Source organism: Archangium gephyra (assembly GCF_049060025.1).
In the GTDB taxonomy this organism is placed as follows: Bacteria; Myxococcota; Myxococcia; order Myxococcales; family Myxococcaceae; genus Archangium; species Archangium gephyra_A.
Window position 1 is genome coordinate 4,497,142 of the sequence record NZ_JBMEQQ010000002.1, and the last position, 19,632, is coordinate 4,516,773.

A 19,632-nucleotide genomic window follows, 5' to 3' on the forward strand; every position below is an offset into this window, starting at 1 on the left:
TAACAGTTCTCAGGGTTCGATGGTTCTGCCAGGGACTGAAGGTTTGAGCTGTTCGCCGGTGTTCGGGTCGAACTCACCCAGGTGATTGCCCCCCTTGTCATAAACCTCGAGCCTGCCGTGCCGGCTATCCCATTCGAGAATCCTGTCGCTGTCCACCCAACGCTTGCGAAGCTTGCCAGGAATATCCTTGATGGGAGTCTTGCGTTTCGCATCTTTGGCATCAGGAAATCCTGGCAATGATTTGGGTGGAGGGAGGTAGGACGAGGACTGGCTGACTTGTCTGGCTGTCTGGGCTGCGGCCTGCATCTCAGCCAGCACCCCGCGCCACGCCTTGTCGACCTCCGTCTCCGGCGCGGGTGCCTGAGTGAGCAACTGGGTGGCGAGCAGGCCGAGCCCCACCACAGGGAGCAGGAAGTCGTTGGCGACGCCGACTCCCGTGATGTCATCGGCCACGAGCGTGGCCCCGGCCGCGGCCAGGGGAACCATGAGCCTCGTACGCTTCTTCCCCCGGTTGGAAAGCTCCAGGTAGCGCTGGAGGGCGGCCTCGGTCTTCTCCAATCCGCTGGAGAGCGCCCGGGCGTGGACTTCCTCGAGCAGGACATCCGGGTGCTCGAGTACGGCCCGGGCCCGGGCAAGCTGTTTCTGTATCTCTTGCAGCTCATCCTCGGTCGGTCCTGCCGCGTGCGCGTGAGCGACCACGAGCAGAAGGCCACAGAGGAACAGGGGCCACCATGTGTCCCGGAGACCTCGTCGAGTCATTCGTGCACCCCTGCGCGCTTCAGACCGACTGCCGGACGAAGCTATCGCAGCGGGACCTGACTCCACCCATCCTCCAGGGGAGGATGTTCATTGCCGTCCAATGGCTGCTTCATGTGCTCGGAGAGGGGCACCGTCTCCAGAGCACCGCCCTGCCCCACCGCCGCAGGACGCAGAACCCGGCCGCCTCCACGTGCGGCGCCCCGAGTGCCGTTCCGTTCACGAGCACGTGCGAGAACTGAGGCTCCGTGAGTGCACCGTCCAGTTCCCGCACCCGCTGCTCGGGGCGCACGAGCAGCGGCACGTCGCGGCGCAGATAGAAGCGGCCGCTGATGTTCCATTCCTTCTGGCCAGCGACGATGAGCCCGGTGAGCGAGGCGTCCTGTCCCGCGAAGACGAGGGCATCAATCTCATCCGTGGCCAGCCCGTCCGGCATCTGCACGGTGGCCGCCGCCAGCGAGGAGAGCGCGTACACCCCCACGAGCCCGCCCATCACCCGGCGCGAGCGGACCCGCTGCGAGAGCGTGCGCCAGGCCGGTCCCGCGGCAATGGCCACGAAGAGCGGCAGCAGCGGCGCGAGGAAGCGGACCTCCTTGTGCGCGAGCAGGGACATCACCCCGAAGTAGAAGACGAAGGAGCCCCCGAGCAGATCCCACCGCGCCAGCCCGCGCCCGAAATGCCAGACGAGCAGCAGCGGCACCATGCCCGCCAGCGTGGGCAGGTACCACCACCCGGGCTTCGTGCCGAACTTCGCCGAGCCTCCGCTGAGGATATTGAACTCGAAGTACTTCCAGAGGGTGTGCCAGGGCGCGCCCCAGGTGAGCCAGTCGAGCAGACCGAGCCCCAGGAGCACCGCGCCCACGCCCAGCGCACCGCCCGCCAGCGAGCGCCAGCGCCGCGCCGCCAGCAGGCTCACCGCGATGGGCACGCCAAAAACCGCCGAGGGGTAGCGCACCACGAAGGCCATGCCGAGCAGGAGGCCACTCCAGAATCCCTCGCGCAGGCCGTCGCGGGCACGGGCGCGCCAGGCCCACAGGAGCGCTCCGAGCAACGGGGCCACGCTCAGCGAGTCCGCCAGGGGCCTCGCGGCGTAGAGGAGCCACCCGCCCCAGGTGACGTGGACGGCCGCCGCCAGGAGCGCGGCTTCGCGGCCATCCCGCTCCTCGACGAGCCGGAACAGCGCCAGGGTGCCCCACGCCTGCACGGCGGCACAGCAGACCCACACCACCGTGGCCAGCGCCCACGGGTGCTCGAGCCCCATCCGTCCGCACAGCGCGAGGATGCCCCCGAGCACCCCAGGCACGACCCAGTTGCGCAGGCCCTCCACCCACTCCCAGGCCACGAGCCAATACCCGAAGGCCAGCCCATGCGCCGGCTCCAGGAACTGGAAGACCTCGTCCGGATGCTGCCGGCCTCGCTTGAGCGCCACCACCACGACGGCGAGCAGCGCGCCCGCGACGGCGATTCTCCGCTCCCACGCGGGCTCGAAGGGTGAAGAAGATTTCATCGGGATGAAGTCAGCGCGGGCAGGTGCTCGGCAAGCTGGCGGTGGAGGCGGGTCTTGCGAATCACCGCCTGGATCTCCGCGGGGCTGAAGCGCTGCGCGGATTGCAGCGTCAGCCCGGTTTCATCCTCACCCACGAGGCGCCAGGACAAGGCGTTGATGCGCCGCTTCTTGCCGCTCCGGTCCCGCAGCTCGTAGTACCACCCCGCACCGGCCCGCCCGCCGGCCGCCGCTCTCAGCGTGATGTGTTCGATCTCCTCCCACGCCAGTTCCCAGCTTGGAACCAGGCGATGGAGAGGCGCGAGCAGCCCGCTGAAGGACGAGACATAGCGGAGGCCCCGCGCATCGAGCGACAGGCGCTCGTGCCTGTGACACTGGAAGTGCCAGACCGCCATACAGCCCAGCCCCACGATCTCCAGACCCAAGAACCAGACGATGGGCCCCCAATTCCAGTCTCCGGAGGGCCTGAGGACAGCCATGGAGCCCACCAGCATGAGCGGCAGCAGCAAGCACAACAACGCGTAGGGCACCGCCATCAGCAGGCCGACGCGCCGTACCTCACGCGCGTCCAGGACCGTGAACCGCCGCTGGAACAGGTATTCGCCCCGCAGTTCCCGCGACCGGGACTCCGGATTGCGGTACGGCTCGCCGTCACCGGCCAGGGACTCCACCGGACCGCTCACCCACTCCTCGGCGGTGGCCGCCTTGCGCTGCATCCACAGCGCGGCGATGAGCATGGGCAGCGAGACGAGCAGGAGTCCGATGTAGCTCCCCTTGAACACGAAGCCGAGCGTCCTGGTGCGGGTAGCGAACCCGGCCAACCTCGCCTTCAGCTCCGGCGAGCCGAAGTCCGACATGCGCGTCCCGTCGAGGGTGAACCGGTGGATCCGGTACACGCCGCCGTCGGGCAACAGCACCGAATCGGCCAGCGCTTCCGGGAACATCGTGTCCGTGTTCTCCGGCAGGGGAATGCGCGTGGGCGTGCTGGCCTCCCTGCCCAGCCGGTAGAGCTCACCGTTGCCGATGTTCTCGTCCGTCATCACGATCCAGCGCGTGCCGTCCCCGGTGATGGCGACCCCTTTCGGGCGCGTATGACCCGGCTGCGCCGACCAGCCCTGGACACTGAACTCGCCGAGCTCCTTGCCGAAGTCCTCGTCCCGGCCGCTGACGCGCACGATGCGAGCCCCCCGGGTATCGGAGACCAGGAACTCGTCCTCCGCGATACGCGCCATCGCGCTGGGGTACCGGCAGCTCCTGAACTGCCTGCTCAGGACGCGCCCTTCGAAGTCCGACAGCAGCACCTGATGGTGCGCGGTATACGCGACCCGGATGCGCTGATGGGGCTCATCCACCGCGAGCCGGAACGCAACGCCCACCTGGAGCGATTCGCCGCCCGCCCCGTCGAGCTTCCCGGCACTCACCGGTCTTCAGCGCGCAGCGTTGCAGCGGCTCCTCGCCCCGGACCCGGCCGCGCTCGAGGATGATGCTGTCGTCGGACAGCACGGCGAAGTCGCCCTCGAAGTGCTGCACGCCGAACCGGCTGAGCGGAATGACCTCGAGCGATTCGCCCGTGGGGCTCTCCACGTAGAGGTTCCCATCCAGCAGGACGAACACCCGGCCGTCCGGCGCCGCGTGCACCAGCGAGAACAGGGGCATCTCGTCGCGGGCCACGGTGGCCCAGGTCTGCACGCCGAGCAGCGCGACGATGGAGAGGATGGCGACTCCGGCGAGGAGGACGGATGTCCGGCTATTGCTGCGCATGAGGCTCGAGAAAGGGGGACAATGGGGGGCGCGCGTCAGGGCGGTCCCACAGGGCGAAGTGGCTGCAACCCTCCAGCTTTACCACGTTCAGCCGAGGCCCCGCCTGCTGGGCGCTCTCCAGCATGGAGCGGGAATCCAGCACCCGGTCCTTCCCCGGGACCAGCACCGTGCCGCGCGGGATGTGTTGATAGATTCAGCGAGGTGCCTGGACGTCTCGCGTGAGGTACTCCAGCAGCTCGCCCTCGTCCTTGGAGATCATCCGTTCGACGCCGTCGCGCCGGGCATGACGCTGGATCTGCAGCAGGCCCACGCTGCTCCGCACGAGCACGCCGATCCTCCGGAAGCCGCCGGTCCAGAGGGGACGGAGACGCTCGAGGGCCGCTTCGAACTGGGGATCGTTCCGGCCAGGAGTGGCCCGGAGATCGGCGAGAATCCCATACCGCGAGCGCCCCACCGCATCCAGGGCCGCGGCGAGCCGGGCGAAGATGCCGTCGAGCTCCTCGAACGAGTCGAAGGGTTTCTCGCTGCGAACGGTGCGGACGATGCGCATCCGCTCATCGACGAAAACGGTGAAGTACTCGTCCTGGAAGACCTGCTTCATCGCTTCAAGCTCGCATGGTGAATGGGGCCGAGCCAAGACGCGAGAGGGAACCGCCCCCACAAGCGGTGGCGGTCCCCTCGGGCAACCTACGCGTGCGGCATCAGAGCGACTTCAGGAACCGGAGCAGCGCGTTGCGCTCGGTGCTGGTCATCCGGACGAAGGCCTGCTGCGCGGCCTGCGCCTCACCGCCGTGCCACAGGATGGCCTCGGTCAGGTTGCGCGCGCGGCCGTCGTGCAGGTAGGCCTCGCCGCCGCTGACGCCGGCCGTCAGGCCGATGCCCCAGAGCGGAGCCGTGCGCCACTCGGAGCCGGAGGCCTGGCCTTCCGGCAGGTTGTCCGCGAGGCCCGGGCCCATGTCGTGCAGGAGCAGGTCCGTGTACGGACGGATGGCCTGGTTGCGCAGCTCCGTGTGCGGAGCGTACGCGCTCGTGGTCAGCGACTCCGTGTGGCACTTCGCGCAGCCGGCGTTCCGGAACAGCGTCTCGCCCTGAAGGGCCTGGGTGTCGCGGTAGTCGCGGCGCGCCGGGACGCCGAGCAGGGCGATGTAGCGGGTGAGCTTGTCGAGATCCGTGTTGCTCAGCTCCGTGCTGGTGCCCGAGCAGCCCGTCTGCGACGTGCCACAGTCCAGCGTGGTGAAGACGGGGCTGGTGACGCCGATGTCATTGCGGAGCGCCTCGGCGACCTGGTGACGCACCCGCGCCGAGCCGGCCTTCCAGCCGAAGCGGCCCAGGCGCACCGCGCCCGTCTCCGGATCCGTCACGGTCTGCATGCGCCCGGAGATGCCGTCGCCGTTGCTGTCGGTGGGATCGGCCAGGCCGGCGATGGCCGACTCGGGCACCGCCTCCAGCAGGCCGATGCCGACGAGCTGCGGGGTGATGCGCGCCGAGTAGTTCGTGGGCGTGACGTTCAGGAAGCTGTAGTTGGGCTTGCGGAGCTGGTAGGGCGTGCCGTCCGTGAACGTGCCGCTGGTGGTGGTCCAGCTCGCGATGCGCACGTCACCCTCGGGCGTGCCGCTGGTGCTGCGCGGCTGGATGCGGTAGCCGAGGAACGGATCCGCCGTCACGGTGGTCCCACTGACGCGGCCCACCTTGACCGTGTAGTTGCTCAGCGAGGTGTTGACGGCGGGCGGCAGGCCGCGGCCGTTCTGCACGTGGCAGGAGATGCAGGAGCGCGCGATGTAGTTGGGCCCGAGCTTGTTCGCCTGGACCGTGAAGAGGGGGTTGTTGGGCTCGGAGTGGCTGCCATCACCGAAATCAGTGTGGTGGATGCGGCGGCCCTCGACGAAGGGCTGCGCGTTCGCCGGCGCCATGTTCAGCGCCATCTGCAGGAAGTGGTTGTCCGGCTCGTTCGACAGGTGCTGGTTGCCCGTGGTGCGGCCGCCGCTCTGGCCGATCGCCGGCATCGGGAAGGAGTCCTGGACGGCGCCGGAGACCTCGAGCGGCACGATGCCGCCGGTGCCCACCATGTACAGCATGATGGTGGAGTAGTAGTTGAAGCGGCCCTCCACGGGCTGCCGCAGGAACACGCCGATCTCCAGCTCCATCCGGTCACCCACGCGGATGGCGCGGCCTTCCTTGGCGTTGAAGTTGACGCTGGCGGTGTGGTGGTAGTCGTTCACCTTGATGAAGTCCGCGTTGTGGAAGTACTCGGCCTCCGTGTTGAGGCCGCGGAAGAACGCGCGGAAGTCCGGGCTGTCATACGGGTAGATGGAGTGGAGGTTGACGACGATCCGGCTGCCGCCCTTGGCCACCTCGTCCACGATCTCGATGTAGTGCGTGCGGTTCTCGAAGTAGCGCGACAGGTAGTGGTCGTAGGCCTGGTACTGGTCCTCGCGCGCATGACGGTCGCGAACGCGGTCACCCACGCGGGTGATGATCGCCGTGGACGTGTCCTGCACCGTGGCCGGCTCCAGCGCCGTGGTGCTGTTGAAGAGGGGAACGATGGGGCCCGTGTTACCGCCGGTGCCCGCGTCCGTGCCGCCGCCGGTGCCCGCGTCCGTGCCTCCACCGGTGCCCGCGTCCGTGCCGCCGCCCGTGCCGGCATGGGTGTAGCGCGTCCACGTCGTGTCCACGGCGCAGTTACAGGCCAGGTCCCAGTAGGTGAAGGAGTAGTCGACGAAGTGGCCCGCGGCCAGGCCCGTCACCGTGTACTCGTTGCGGCCGTTGACGACCGTCATCCGCACGTTGAGCTGGCCACCGTTGTTGACCTTGTAGTGGATGTCCGCCCACGACGTCGTGTTGATGAAGAAGATCGCCGACGAGCCCGAGGGTTGGACCCCGAACGTGGCGGCCGCGAAGGCGGCACTCACCAGCATCGTGGCGACGGCTAATCCGACTGCCATTCCTGCAGCTTTGGTTCTCATATGTGTTTTCTCTCCAGTCGAGTCCTCCGCACGGGAACAGAAGAAACTCCATCGTCCGAAGGAAGTCCCCATGTTAGGCTCGTAGGCCCGAATTCCTATAGAGTTCGGTAAACCCACCTAATAATGTTGACTTTGTAACAACTTCTGCGCTGCCGGGTGGACGAAACGCCGCACCGCGGCATGCGCGGACCAGCGCGCTCCCCCCACCTGCAACCACCAGGATACTTGCAATCCCTAGCAGGTCGCTGGTACTTTCTTCATCACTCGAACGAACTCAGGCGCGTTCACGAGGAAATGGGGAGGGGACCCGGAGTCACGGTGGGCCGCACCGGGCGTGCGTCAGGGCGGTTTTCCCTCTGTCGCAGGGCGTCCCCGGTGACGCGGCGCGCAACGCGGACCCGGTTCTCCGCAACATCCTGTTTCTTCGGCGTACGCACGAAGCCACCGAGCAGAGGAGGGGTGCCAGCGATGCAGCGATACCGAGGCCACCTTCCTGGTGGGCATGGGAACGGGCGTGGAGGGCTTTCGACGGGAGTTGAAGGAAGTCCCGCTCACGACGGTGCCGAAGCAGTACACAATCGGTGTCAGCCGCGTCCGAGACCGGAAGGTGGGCCCCCCCATGGCTTCCACGCGGCGGAACGGAGCGTGAGCGCACAATGAGAGTGGGAACGGCGGAATCGACGGTCGACGCGGCGGGCATGCGCGCGCAGAACAGCAGCCTGTTGCTGAACATGATCTGGCGCGAGCAGCAGCTCTCCCGGGCGGAGATCGCCCGGCGGACGGAGCTGAGCCCGTCAACGGTGTCCGCCATCGTCGCGGACCTGGAGCAATGCGGCCTGGTGCGCAACATCGGCGCCGGGGTGTCGCGGGGTGGCCGCCGCCCTACCCTCATCGGCTTCTGTGATGATGCCTTCAGCATCATCGGCGTGGAGCTGGGTGCCACGCACGTGACGGCCGTCCTCACGGACCTGCGCGGGCGCGTGCGCACCCACCGGCACTCGACCCAGGCGGTGCGTGATGACCCCAAGGGCACGCTCCAGAAGGTGCGGGACCTGGTGCAGGAGTGCCTGGACGCCGAGCGCGTCCCCCGCCGCTCGGTGGTGGGCATGGGCGTGGCCGTGCCGAGCCCCGTCCACCCGTCCGCCCCGGGCAAGCTGTCCCCGCTCATCGTGCCGGCGTGGCGCGATTACGACCTGCAGGAGTGGCTGAAGTCCGCCTTCGGCATGCCGGTGTTCGTGGACAACGACGCCAACCTGGGCGCGCTCTCGGAGTGCTACTGGGGCGCGGGGATCGGCGGCGAGGATCTGACGTACATCAAGCTGGGCACGGGTATCGGCTCCGGCTTCATCATCCACGGGGACGTCTACCGTGGCTCCGGCGGCACCGCCGGTGAGATTGGCCACATCGCCGTGGATCCGTCCGGGCCGCAGTGCGTGTGCGGGCTGCGCGGGTGCCTCGTCACCCTCATTGGCACCGCGGCGCTGATGGAGCGCGCCCGGGAGCTGATGGGTCCGCGAGGCCGCCGGACGCTCACGGTGCGCGAGCTGGTGGAAGGCGCGCGCGCGGGAGAGCCGGCCGCGCGGCAGATCATCGACAGCCTGGGGCACTACCTGGGCATCGCCGTGGCGGGCCTGCTCAACCTGCTCAACCCGGCCATCGTCGTGCTCGGCGGGGAGATCTCCTCGGTGGGAGACCTCCTGCTGGATCCCCTGCGCGCGTCGGTGCGCAAGCGGGCGCTGTCCACCTCCATGGCGGAGACGCGCATCGTCACCTCCGCGCTGGGCGCCCGGGCCATCGCCGTCGGCGCGGCCACCCTCGTTCTCCAAGCGGCGCTGCGCGACCGCTCCCTCTTCACACTCCAACACGTCAGGAAGACCGCATGACCCGCTCCCGTCTCCTCCCGTGGCTCGCCGCCCTGGGTACGCTCGCGTGTGACCCCGCGGCCAACCGGACCACCAAGCCCGACGCACCGGCCAACCCCTCGCAGCCAGGCCCGGAGTGGCAGCTCGTGTGGCAGGACGAGTTCGAGGGCACGGCGGGCACCCCGCCCTCCGCCGAGCGCTGGATGCACGACGTGGGAGGACACGGCTGGGGCAACGAGCAGCTCGAGTTCGACACCGCGAGGCCGGAGAACGCCTCGTTGGACGGCACCGGCAACCTGGTCATCACCGCGCGCAAGGAGAACTACCAGGGCAAGAGCTACACGTCCGCGCGCATCAACACGAGCGGGCGCTTCGAGCAGACCTACGGCCGCTTCGAGGCGCGCATCCAGCTTCCGGTGGGGCGCGGCATCTGGCCGGCGTTCTGGCTGCTGGGCGCGAACATCGGCGAGGTGGGTTGGCCGGAGTGCGGGGAGATCGACATCATGGAGTACCGGGGCCAGCTCCCGGCCATCACCCGCGGCTCGCTGCACGGGCCGGGCTACTCCGGCGGGGGCAACATCGGCTCCGATTTCGCCGTCAGCGGCGGGAAGCTCTACGAGGACTTCCACATCTACGCCTTGGAGTGGGAGCCGAACCGCATCCGCTGGCTGCTGGACGGCGTCACCTTCTTCGAGGTGACGCCCTCGAAGCTGCCCCCCGGGACGCGGTGGGTGTACGACCATCCGCACTTCATCATCCTCAACGTGGCGGTGGGCGGGAACTACTTGGGGCCGCCGGACAGTTCCACCGTGTTCCCGCAGCAGATGAAGGTGGACTACGTCCGCGTCTACTCGAGGGCCCCATGAAGCCCGCGCTCTGGCTGCTGCCCCTCGTGCTGGTGCTCCTGCTGCTGGTGGCCTGCACCTCGGAGTCCCGCCCGCGGCCCCCGAGCACACTGTTCGTCTCGGTGGAGCAGCAGAGCGCGTGGGTGCGCAACTTCAACCCGCTCTTCACCGGGGCGGGGGCACGCTGGCCCACGCGGGCCGGCGTCTATGAGTGCCTGGAGCTGTTCATCCCGTCCACCGGCCAGTGGACGCCGTGGCTGGCCACCGCGCACACCTGGTCCGAGGACCACCGGACGCTGCGATTCACCCTGCGCGAGGGCGTGCGCTGGAGCGACGGGCGGCCCTTCACGGCCGAGGACGTGGCCTTCACCTTCCAGTTGCTCAAGCAGCACGCGGCCCTGGACGCGGGGGGCGCGTGGCGCTTCCTGGAGGACGTGCGCGCGGAAGGGACGCACACGGTGGCGTTCCAGTTCTCGCGCGTCTACATCCCCGGCTTCGCGGAGCTGGCCCACCAGCCGCTCGTCCCGCGCCATGTCTGGGAGCACGTGAAGGATCCGGTGACGTTCACCAACCCGGAGCCGGTGGGCACGGGGCCCTTCACCCAGGTGAACGTCTTCCGCAACCAGGTGTACGAGCTGGGGCGCAACCCGCACTACTGGCAGCCCGGCAAGCCGGCCGTCTCCGCGCTGCGCTTCCTCGCCTTCCCCACCAATGACCAGGCCAACCTGGCCCTGGTGGAGGGCGAGGTGGACTGGGCCGGCAACTTCGTCCCCGCGGTGGACCGCACCTTCGTCTCCAAGGACCCGGCGCACCACGCGCGCTGGTTCCCGCTCTACGGCAGCACCGTCTTCCTCTACCCGAACACCCGTCGGCCGCCCTTCGACGACGTGCGCGTGCGCAAGGCGCTGAGCATGGCGCTGGACCGGGAGCGGCTGGTGGACATCGCCATGTACGGCTACACGCGCCCGGCGGACGCCACGGCCCTCAATGACTCCTATACGGGCTGGCGGGACGAGCAGGCCGCCAACGGCGCGTGGGTGCGCCACGACGAGGCGGCCGCCAACCGGCTGATGGACGAGGCGGGGCTCAAGCGCGGCCCGGATGGTCTCCGGCGGATGCCGGACGGACAGCCGCTGGAGCTGGAGGCTCGAGGTGGTGGGCGGCTGGTCGGACTGGGTGCGCGCCGGGCAGGTACTGGCGCGGGACTTGAGAAAGCTCGGCATCCAGGCGCACCTCAAGACGTACGAGTTCGGCGCCTGGTACGCGCGCCTGCAGAAGGGGGAGTTCCAGCTCGCCATCGCCTGGTCGTTGGACGGGCCCACGCCGTACACCTTCTACAAGTGGCTGCTGTCGCCGCGCACGGTGCGCCCGGTGGGCGAGGTGGCCGCTGCCAACTGGCACCGCTTCGGCGACGTGGAGGCGGACGCCCTGCTGACGCGCTTCGAGACGGAGAGCTCGCCCGAGAAGCAGAAGGAGCTGATGGCCGGGGTGCAGCGGCGCTTCTCCGAGCTGGCGCCGGCCATTCCCCTCTTCCCCAACCCGTCCTGGGGCGAGTCCAGCTCCAAGCGCTTCACCGGCTTTCCGAGCGCACAGAATCCCTACGCGCGCCTGTCCCCCCATGCCGAGCCCGACAGCCTGCTGGTGCTGACGACGCTCGCCCCGAGGGAGCCCTGACGATGAACTACGTCTTCCGGCGGCTCGGCTTCTACCTGCTCGCGGCGTGGGCCTCGCTCACGTTGAACTTCGTCATCCCCCGGCTCGCCCCGGGTGACCCGGCCTCCGCGATGTTCGCGCGCTTCGAGGGCCGGGTGCAGCCCGAGGCCATGGAGGCGATGCGCGCCGCCTTCGGCTTCACGGATGCCCCGTTGCACATGCAGTACCTCACCTACCTCCAGCACCTGTTCACCGGGGAGCTGGGGCTGTCCTACGCGTACTACCCGTCCCGCGTGTCGGAGGTCATCGGCACCGGGCTGGTGTGGACGCTGGGGCTGGCCGGGTGCGCCGTCATCATCAGCTTCGTGCTGGGCTCGTTCCTCGGGGTGCTCGCGGCGTGGAACCGCGGTGGGTGGCTGGACTCGGTGGCGGCGCCCGCGTTCGCCTTCCTGGGGGCCTTCCCCTACTTCTGGCTGGCCATGCTGTCGCTGTACCTCTTCGGCTTCGGGCTCGGCTGGTTCCCCCTGCGCCACGCGTACTCGCATGACCTGGAGCCGGGGCTGTCCTTCACCTTCGCGGCGGACGTGGCCCGGCACGCGGTGCTGCCGGCGGCCTCCATCGTGGTGGCCACGCTGGGCGGGTGGATGCTGGGCATGCGCAACACCATGGTGGCCACGCTGGGCACGGACACCCTCCGGCTCGCCCACGCCAAGGGGCTGCCGCCCTGGCAGGTGATGATGCGGTACGCCGCGCGAAACGCGCTCCTGCCCAACGTCACCAGCTTCGGCATGGCCCTGGGCTTCGTGCTGGGTGGCTCGCTGCTGACGGAGATCGTCTTCTCGTACCCCGGCACCGGCTACCTGCTCATCCTCGCGGTGCGCAACCAGGACTACCCGCTCATGCAGGGGCTCTTCCTGGTCATCACCCTGGCGGTGCTCGCCGCCAACTTCGCCGTGGACCTGCTCTGCCTGTGGCTGGACCCGAGGACCCGCGCCCATGCGTGATTCCATCCGTCGTCTGTTCCGCCACCGGAAGGCCGCGGTGGGCGGCGGCATCCTGTTGTTCTTCCTCGTCCTGGCCCTCGTGGGGCCCTGGCTGGTGATGGACCCGAGCGACCTGGTGGGCCGTCCCCACCAGCCGCCTTCCCGTGACCACCTCTTCGGGACGACGGGCCAGGGACAGGACGTGCTCGCGCAGACGGTGGCGGGTGCGCGCGAGACGCTCGCGGTGGGCTTCGCGGTGGGCCTGCTCGTCACCCTGGTGGGCGCGCTCATCGGCGTGACGGCCGGCTACCTGGGCCGCCGGGTGGACGACGCGCTGTCGCTCACCACCAACGTGTTCCTCGTCATTCCCGGGCTGCCGCTGGCCATCGTCCTGGGCGCGTACCTGCCCTCCGGGCCGCTGAGGATGGTGGCCGTGCTGACGGTGGCGGGCTGGGCGTGGAACGCGCGCGTCTTCCGCGCCGAGGCCCTGTCCCTGCGCAACCGGGACTTCGTGGCCGCCGCGCTGGTGGCCGGGGAGAGCCGGGCCCGCATCATCGCCCGGGAGCTGCTGCCGAACATGGCGTCGCTGATCGCCTCCTCGTTCATCGGCAACACGCTCTACGCGGTGGGCGCCCAGGTGGGCCTGGAGTTCCTCGGACTGGGGGACGTGGGCTCGGTGACGTGGGGCACCAACCTCTACTGGGCCTCCAATGACGCGGCGCTGCTGACGCGCTCGTGGTGGATCTTCGTCCCCACCGGCGTGTGCATCGCCCTGGTCGGCTTCTCGCTGACGCTGCTCAGCTCCGCCATCGACGAGCTGACCAACCCGGCGCTCAAGGCCCCTCCGGCGGTGGCTCCCATCACCCCGGTGGTGTCGGCCGCGCAGGCCGAGCCGCAGCCGCCCGGAGTGCTGCTGAGCGTGCGCGAGCTGTGCATCGAATACGCGACGGAGCGCGGCCCCGCCCGGGTCGTGGACAACGTGTCGTTCGACATCGCGCCCGGCGAGGTGCTGGGACTGGCCGGCGAGTCCGGCAGCGGCAAGTCCACCATCGGCTTCGGGCTGCTGCGCCTGCTGCCGCCCGCCGCGCGCATCACGCAGGGCCGCATCCTCTTCAACGGTACGGACGTCACCGCCCTGGACGCCCCCGCGCTGCGCGCCTTCCGCTGGTCCCAGGTGTCCATGGTGTTCCAGAGCGCCATGAGCGCGCTCAACCCCGTGCTCACCCTGGGCGAGCAGTTCCACGACACGCTGGCGGCACACGGGCGCACCTCGCGGGCGGCCGCCTACGCCCGGGCCGGGGAGCTGCTGGCCATGGTGGGGCTGTCGCCGGAGCTGGTGAACGCCTGGCCGCACCAGCTCTCGGGCGGCATGCGCCAGCGGGTGGGCATCGCGCTCGCGCTCGTGCTGGAGCCCAAGCTGGTGGTGATGGACGAGCCCACCACCGCGCTGGACGTGGTGGTGCAGAAGGAGCTGCTCCAGCGGATGCTCGAGCTGAAGGAGCGGCTGGGCTTCGCCGTCCTCTTCATCACCCATGACCTGCCGCTGCTGCTGGCCATCTCCGACCGCGTGGGCATCCTCCAGGGCGGCAAGTTGGTAGAGGTGGACACCTCGGAGCGCCTGCGCACCGAGGCCCGCCACCCGTACACGCGCCTGTTGCTGTCGTCCTTCCCCCACCTACCGGACCTCGCGCTCGCGTCCAATGCACCGGCGCCCGCACGGGCCGCGCTCGGAGGAGGCCACTCATGAGCCCTCCCCTGCTGGAAGTCACCGGGCTGTCGCGCAGCGTCCCCGTGGGAGGCTTCCTCTCGCGGTCCCGCCGCACGCTGCTCAATGGTGTGTCGTTCACGCTGGAGCGGGGTGAAATCGTCGCGCTCGTGGGCGAGTCCGGAAGCGGCAAGAGCACGCTGGCCCGGGTGCTGGCACGGCTGGACATGCCGGACGGCGGGAGTCTGCGGCTCGGCGGCAAGGACGTGCTCGCCGGAGAGAAGGGCGGCGCCTCGCTCGCCTACCGCGGCCGCGTGCAGATGGTGTTCCAGGATCCGTTCGCCTCCCTCAACCCCGTGCACACCGTGGCCCACCACCTGGAGCGGCCCCTGCTGCGCCACGGGCGGGCCACGCGGGCGGAGCTCCAGACGCGCGTCCACGCCCTGCTCGAGTCGGTGGGGTTGACGCCGGGGGCGTCCTTCGCCCGGCGCTTCCCGCATGAGCTGTCCGGCGGCCAGCGCCAGCGCGTGGCCGTGGCGCGCGCCCTGGCGGTGGAGCCGGACGTCATCATCGCGGACGAGCCCACCTCCATGCTGGACGTGTCCACCCGCAGGGAGGTGCTCCAGCTCCTGCGCGGCCTGACGCAGGAGCGCGGCATCGGCATCCTCTTCATCACCCACGACCTGGCGAGCGCCCGGCACCTCGCGGATCGCGTCATGGTGCTGTACGCGGGCAGCGTCGTCGAGTCGGGGCGGACCGCCGACGTCCTCGCGGCCCCCCGTCACCCGTACACGCGGCTGCTGCGCTCGGCCGTGCCGGACGGCGCGGACTTCCTCCGGGCTCCCCTGCCCGTGAAGGCCGCGGCCGGTCCGGTCCCCCTGACGGGTTGTGCCTTCGCGCCCCGCTGCCCCCACGCGGACGAGCGATGCCACGCCACCCGTCCTCCCGAACACCACCCCGCGGCGGACCATCTCGTCCGCTGCCACCTCGAATCCTCGAAAGGAGTCCTCGACAATGCGGCAGTTCCCTCCTGACTTTCTCTGGGGCGTGGCCACCTCCGCCTTCCAGATCGAAGGCGCCACCAGCTCCGATGGGCGCGGCGAGTCCATCTGGGACCGCTTCTGCGCCACGCCGGGCAAGATCGCCGACGGCACCGACGGCAAGGTCGCGTGCGACCACTACAACCGCTGGCGCGACGACGTGGAGCTGATGCGCTGGATGGGCGTCAAGGCGTACCGCTTCTCCGTCGCCTGGCCCCGCATCCTCCCGGCGGGCCGCGGCAAGGTGAACCAGGCGGGCCTGGACTTCTACTCGCGCTTGGTGGACGGGCTGCTGGAGAAGGGCATCGAGCCCTTCGTCACGCTCTACCACTGGGACCTGCCGCAGGCCCTGCAGGACAAGGGCGGCTGGCCCTCGCGTGACACGGTGAGCGCGTTCGTCGAGTACGCGGACGTGGTGAGCCAGGCGCTCGGCGACCGCGTGTCCCGCTGGATTACGCACAACGAGCCCTGGTGCATCAGCTTCCTGGGCCATGCCAACGGCGAGCACGCGCCCGGGCACAAGAACCAGTGGGGCGAGATGCTCGCCACGGCCCACCACCTGCTGCTGTCGCACGGGCAGGCCGTGTCCGTCATCCGCGCCAACGTGAAGAACGCCGAGGTGGGCATCACCCTCAACCTCGTGCCCTCGCAGCCCGCCTCGCCCAGCCCCGAGGACCTCGACGCCACCCGCGCCTTCGACGGCAGCTTCAACCGCTGGTTCCTGGACCCGCTCCACGGCCGCGGCTACCCGAAGGACGTGGTGGCGGACCACCTGGCGGCCGGCCGCATCTCCTCCGACACGCTGGACTTCGTCCGGGAGGGAGACCTGAAGGCCATCGCCACCCCCACGGACTTCCTGGGCGTGAACTACTACTCGCGCGGCATCATCCGCAGCGACCGCATCCCCGAGGAGAAGAACGCGCCTCGCACCGTCCACGCCGAGCCGGAGCGCACGGACATGGACTGGGAGGTGTACGCGGGCGGGCTCACCAACCTGCTGACGCGCCTGCACAAGGACTACCAGCCGCGGCGCATCTACATCACCGAGAACGGGGCCGCCTACGCCACCGGTCCGGACGCGGACGGGCGCGTGCGTGACACCCAGCGCGTCAGCTACCTGGCTCGCACCTGGAGGCGTCGCTGGATGCCATCCGGCAGGGCGTGCCGCTCGGCGGCTACTTCGCCTGGTCCCTGCTCGACAACTTCGAGTGGGCCTTCGGCTACCAGAAGCGTTTCGGACTCGTCTACGTGGACTACGCCACCCAGAAGCGGATTCCCAAGGACAGCGCGCACCTCTATCGCGCCGTGGTGACGCAGAACAGCCTGGACGTGGAGAAAGCGGCATGAGCTCCCTCACCCTCGTGACGTGTCTGGCGATGACGCTGTCCCAGACGCCCGCCCCCGCCGAGCCCGCGGCCGACGCGCCCGTCGTTCCGGCGGCCCCGTCCCTCCAGCCCACGGCGGCGGTTGCCCCCGTGGCCACGCAGGCCGTGCGCGTCCACCGCGACGAGCGCGGCTTCAAGCTCCAGGTCGACGGGCGGGACTTCCCCATCCGCGGCATGAACTGGGGCTACACGCCCATTGGCGAGAACTACCGCTACTCGCTGTGGAACCAGACCGACGACTTCATCCGCTCGGTGCTGGCGCGGGAGATGACGCTGCTGCGCGACATGGGCGTCAATGCCATCCGCCAGTTCGACGACATCCCCCCGCAGTGGGTGGAGTACATCTACCGGAACTACGGCATCTACACCGTGGTGAACCCGTTGATGGGCCGCTACGGCACCAACGTGGACGGCGTCATGGTGCCGAACACGGACTACTCCAATCCGGTGCACCGCAAGGCGCTGCTCACGGACCTGGCGCAGCGGGTGGAGCGCTACCACGACACGCCCGGCGTGCTGATGTGGATGCTGGGCAACGAGAACAACTACGGCCTGCACTGGACGGGGTATGAGATTCAAGCGCTCCCCGGCCAGGAGGACGCCGCGCGCGCCGAGCACCTCTACTCGCTGATGGGCGAGGCGGTGCGCACCATCAAGGCCCGGGACACCCACCACCCGGTGTCCATCGCCAACGGCGACGCCCAGTACGTGGACCTCATCGCGCGCCATGCCCCCGAGCTGGACATCTTCGGCGCCAACGTCTACCGCGGCGCCTCCGCGCGGGACTTGTTCGACGTGGTGCTCCAGAAGCTGAACAAGCCGGTGATGTTCACCGAGTTCGGCGCGGACGCCTATGACGCGAAGGCCGGGCGCGAGGACCACCTGGCGCAGGCGGAGTACCTGCGCAAGCAGTGGGAGGAGATCTACTCGCAGAGCTACGGGCACGGCCGCGCGCAGAACGCGCTCGGTGGCTTCGTGTTCCAGTGGGTGGATGGCTGGTGGAAGATGGGGCAGGAGTCCAACCTGTCCGTCCACGACGCCACCGCGTCCTGGCCCAACGCTGGCTACCCGAGCGACTACGTCGAGGGCCAGAACAACATGAACGAGGAGTGGTTCGGCATCAGCACCCTCGGTCCCGAGGACGAGGCGGGCATCGCCCGGGTGCAGCCGCGCACGGCCTACTACGTCCTGCAGGCGGCCTTCCGCCTGGATCCGTACGCCGCCACCACCACCACCGACACCATCCGCCAGCACTTCGCGGCCATCCGCCCCACGGAGATGTCCCGCGGCTACGAGTCCTCCATGGCGCTGGCGCGCACGGAGGAGCTGAGCGCGGTGCGGGTCTCCAACCTGCGGCTGGTGATGGACAGCTCCATGTCTCGCGGGAGCATCGCCACGACGCGGCCCAACCTGGACACGGTGGACCACACCGAGTCCATCTTCTTCGATCTGGCGATGCAGCCCACCTCCGGCGTGTACGGGCGCGCGTCGTTCAACATCGTGGGCAACGTGGCGCAGAACCGGCTCAACAACCTCTTCTACGAGAACCGGGGCACGCAGCCCACGCCCACGACGGGCGTCGGCTCCACGCCGATTCCGGGCTCGGGCAGCGGTGCCGTGGGCCAGCCGCTGGGGCTGGAGCGCTTCGCCCTGTACCAGGCGGAGTTCAAGCTGGACCGGGAGGACTTCAACCTCGAGGGCTTCTATCGCGTCGGCCACACGCACTGGGGTGAGGAAGGCGACTTCTTCAACCTGTACCGCGAGGCGCACTACGGGCCGAACATCGACATCTACCACGGCAACGCGCCCTTCGGCGTCGTGTTCAGCGGCAAGAAGGCGCTGGACGGCTTCAAGGTGGCGGTGGGCCCGGAGCTGTTCTGGGGCGCCAACCCCTCCATCGTGGCCAAGTACCGCAAGGGCGTGGGCCCGGTGATGCTGACGCTGGTGCACCAGGAGGACCTGGCCCGGGGCGCGGTGCAGCAGACGGCCTCCGTCATCCGCGAGCGCGTGGCGCGCAGGACGGCGCTGGGCCTCGAGTGGAACCGGGGCCCCATGGGCCTGGAGGCTCGGTGGCATCTTCGCGGCGCCGCAGCGCATCGGCGAGGAGTTCATCTGGACGCGGCGCACCGACGGCGCCAGCTACCTGGGCAGCGGCTACGAGGTGCTCCGGGACAAGGTGCAGTTCCTGGACACGCTCGGCGCCAAGGCGCGGTTCACCTATGACCTGGGCATGGTGCGCATGTTCGCCCAGGCCTCGTTCCGCGGGCTGGTGTCGGACGCGGGCCCCGAGCAGCGCACGGTGCTGACGGGCTGGAGCCTGCGCGAGAGCGGCCGTGGCAACCACTACGCCGGCCAGGCGGGCATGTCCGTGCAGCTCGGCACCCTCCAGGTGGCGCCCAACGTGCTCTACCAGAAGCCCCTCATCGGGCCGAACCCCACCATCGCCGACACCTTCGATGCGGAGACGGGGCGGTACTACCCGGGCGTCCGGCCGCGCAGCGTGCTGACGGACTCGTTCAGCGTGTTGGACAACCGCGAGACGCTGGGCGCCGAGCTGTTGATCACCTTCGACCCGACGCCCGGCACGTGGTTCTGGTCCTGGGACCGGGACATGCGCGAGGACGCTCCCTTCGCCGCGGGCCTGGACCTCGTCTACCGGCACCAGCCGACGTCGCGTGACGCCGGCATCGCCATCCTCGCCAACGGCAGCACCATCGCCTTCGGCAAGGCGCCGCCCGCCGCGGACGAGTGGGAGGCCACGCTGCGCATGGTGGGCAATCCCACCAAGCGTCTGAAGCTGTATGGCACGGCCATGGTGGGCAACAACCAGTCCTCGGGCGAGGACGCACGGCAGGTGCTGCGCTACGGCGTGGACGGCTCCGTGCTGCTGGACACGTTGATGCTGACGGCCCAGCTCCGCATGAACGATTGGGGACCGTACGACTACCACCGCGTCTTCAACCTCACCTACCCGCTCCAGGCCGGAGGAGACCTGTCCTATGGCCTCAAGCGGCCCGTGCTCGGCGCGGTGACCACCCGCTTCGGTCTGCGCGGAATGGTGCGAATGCTGGACCAGTACTCGGAGGGCCTCAGCACGGCGGCCCTCGCCGAGGGTCTGATGGGCCGTGAATACGAGGTGGGCGCGTATGCAATCCTGTCGCTCTGAGGGAGGCCG

14 protein-coding genes and 2 pseudogenes are annotated in these 19,632 nt (G+C 69.4%); 10 read left to right on the plus strand and 6 right to left on the minus strand.

Annotated features, from left to right (window positions below; all coding sequences use genetic code 11):
- Positions 1-9 precede the first annotated feature (9 nt).
- From ACN28I_RS19580 to ACN28I_RS19605, 6 genes are all read right to left on the minus strand, one after another.
- Positions 10-699: a colicin E3/pyocin S6 family cytotoxin gene (locus ACN28I_RS19580; RefSeq protein WP_420943500.1), complete on the minus strand. Its 690-nt coding sequence runs from the start codon at positions 697-699 to the stop codon at positions 10-12.
- A gap of 169 nt (positions 700-868) precedes the next feature.
- Entirely contained in the window at positions 869-2,263 is a 1,395-nt protein-coding gene (locus ACN28I_RS19585; protein WP_420943501.1) for a glycosyltransferase family 39 protein, read from the minus strand.
- Positions 2,260-3,681 carry a hypothetical protein gene (locus ACN28I_RS19590; RefSeq protein ID WP_420943502.1) on the minus strand — a complete coding sequence of 474 codons (1,422 nt, stop codon included), beginning with the start codon at positions 3,679-3,681 and terminating at the stop codon, positions 2,260-2,262. The genes ACN28I_RS19585 and ACN28I_RS19590 overlap by 4 nt, the downstream gene beginning before the upstream one ends.
- A complete protein-coding gene (locus ACN28I_RS19595; RefSeq protein ID WP_420943503.1) occupies positions 3,605-4,021 on the minus strand; it encodes a hypothetical protein in 417 nt (138 codons plus the stop codon). The genes ACN28I_RS19590 and ACN28I_RS19595 overlap by 77 nt, the downstream gene beginning before the upstream one ends.
- A gap of 193 nt (positions 4,022-4,214) precedes the next feature.
- Complete coding sequence (locus tag ACN28I_RS19600) at positions 4,215-4,622, minus strand: hypothetical protein (protein ID WP_420943504.1); 408 nt, start codon at positions 4,620-4,622, stop codon at positions 4,215-4,217.
- Between the two features lie 100 nt (positions 4,623-4,722).
- Positions 4,723-6,963 (minus strand): di-heme oxidoredictase family protein, encoded by a 2,241-nt coding sequence (locus ACN28I_RS19605; RefSeq protein ID WP_420943505.1) that lies wholly within the window; start codon positions 6,961-6,963, stop codon positions 4,723-4,725.
- A gap of 677 nt (positions 6,964-7,640) precedes the next feature.
- On the opposite strand from ACN28I_RS19605, the gene ACN28I_RS19610 reads away from it, so the two are divergent.
- The 10 genes and pseudogenes from ACN28I_RS19610 (at position 7,641) to ACN28I_RS19655 (ending at position 19,623) form a co-directional block, all read left to right on the plus strand.
- Positions 7,641-8,867 (plus strand): ROK family transcriptional regulator, encoded by a 1,227-nt coding sequence (locus ACN28I_RS19610; protein ID WP_420943506.1) that lies wholly within the window; start codon positions 7,641-7,643, stop codon positions 8,865-8,867.
- Positions 8,864-9,712 (plus strand): glycoside hydrolase family 16 protein, encoded by an 849-nt coding sequence (locus ACN28I_RS19615; RefSeq protein WP_420943507.1) that lies wholly within the window; start codon positions 8,864-8,866, stop codon positions 9,710-9,712. Before ACN28I_RS19610 ends, ACN28I_RS19615 begins: the two co-directional genes overlap by 4 nt.
- Positions 9,709-10,764: pseudogene (locus ACN28I_RS19620) on the plus strand (ABC transporter substrate-binding protein); the annotation flags it as partial. The gene ACN28I_RS19615 and the pseudogene ACN28I_RS19620, both read left to right, overlap by 4 nt.
- Positions 10,765-10,792: 28 nt before the next feature.
- Positions 10,793-11,365: an ABC transporter substrate-binding protein gene (locus ACN28I_RS19625; RefSeq protein ID WP_420948669.1), complete on the plus strand. Its 573-nt coding sequence runs from the start codon at positions 10,793-10,795 to the stop codon at positions 11,363-11,365.
- A 197-nt stretch (positions 11,366-11,562) separates the two neighbouring features.
- Positions 11,563-12,348 carry an ABC transporter permease gene (locus tag ACN28I_RS19630; protein WP_420948670.1) on the plus strand — a complete coding sequence of 262 codons (786 nt, stop codon included), beginning with the start codon at positions 11,563-11,565 and terminating at the stop codon, positions 12,346-12,348.
- The gene (locus ACN28I_RS19635; RefSeq protein ID WP_420943508.1) at positions 12,341-14,074 is read left to right on the plus strand and encodes a dipeptide/oligopeptide/nickel ABC transporter permease/ATP-binding protein; all 1,734 of its coding nucleotides are present in this window, start codon (positions 12,341-12,343) and stop codon (positions 14,072-14,074) included. Before ACN28I_RS19630 ends, ACN28I_RS19635 begins: the two co-directional genes overlap by 8 nt.
- Entirely contained in the window at positions 14,071-15,066 is a 996-nt protein-coding gene (locus tag ACN28I_RS19640) for an ABC transporter ATP-binding protein (RefSeq protein ID WP_420943509.1), read from the plus strand. Before ACN28I_RS19635 ends, ACN28I_RS19640 begins: the two co-directional genes overlap by 4 nt.
- Positions 15,047-16,419 (plus strand): annotated as a pseudogene (locus ACN28I_RS19645) (GH1 family beta-glucosidase). The gene ACN28I_RS19640 and the pseudogene ACN28I_RS19645 overlap by 20 nt, the downstream one beginning before the upstream one ends.
- Positions 16,416-18,680, plus strand: a complete 2,265-nt coding sequence (locus tag ACN28I_RS19650; RefSeq protein ID WP_420943510.1) for a glycoside hydrolase family 2 TIM barrel-domain containing protein — start codon at positions 16,416-16,418, stop codon at positions 18,678-18,680. Before ACN28I_RS19645 ends, ACN28I_RS19650 begins: the two are co-directional and overlap by 4 nt.
- Entirely contained in the window at positions 18,619-19,623 is a 1,005-nt protein-coding gene (locus tag ACN28I_RS19655; protein ID WP_420943511.1) for a hypothetical protein, read from the plus strand. Before ACN28I_RS19650 ends, ACN28I_RS19655 begins: the two co-directional genes overlap by 62 nt.
- Positions 19,624-19,632: the final 9 nt, after the last annotated feature.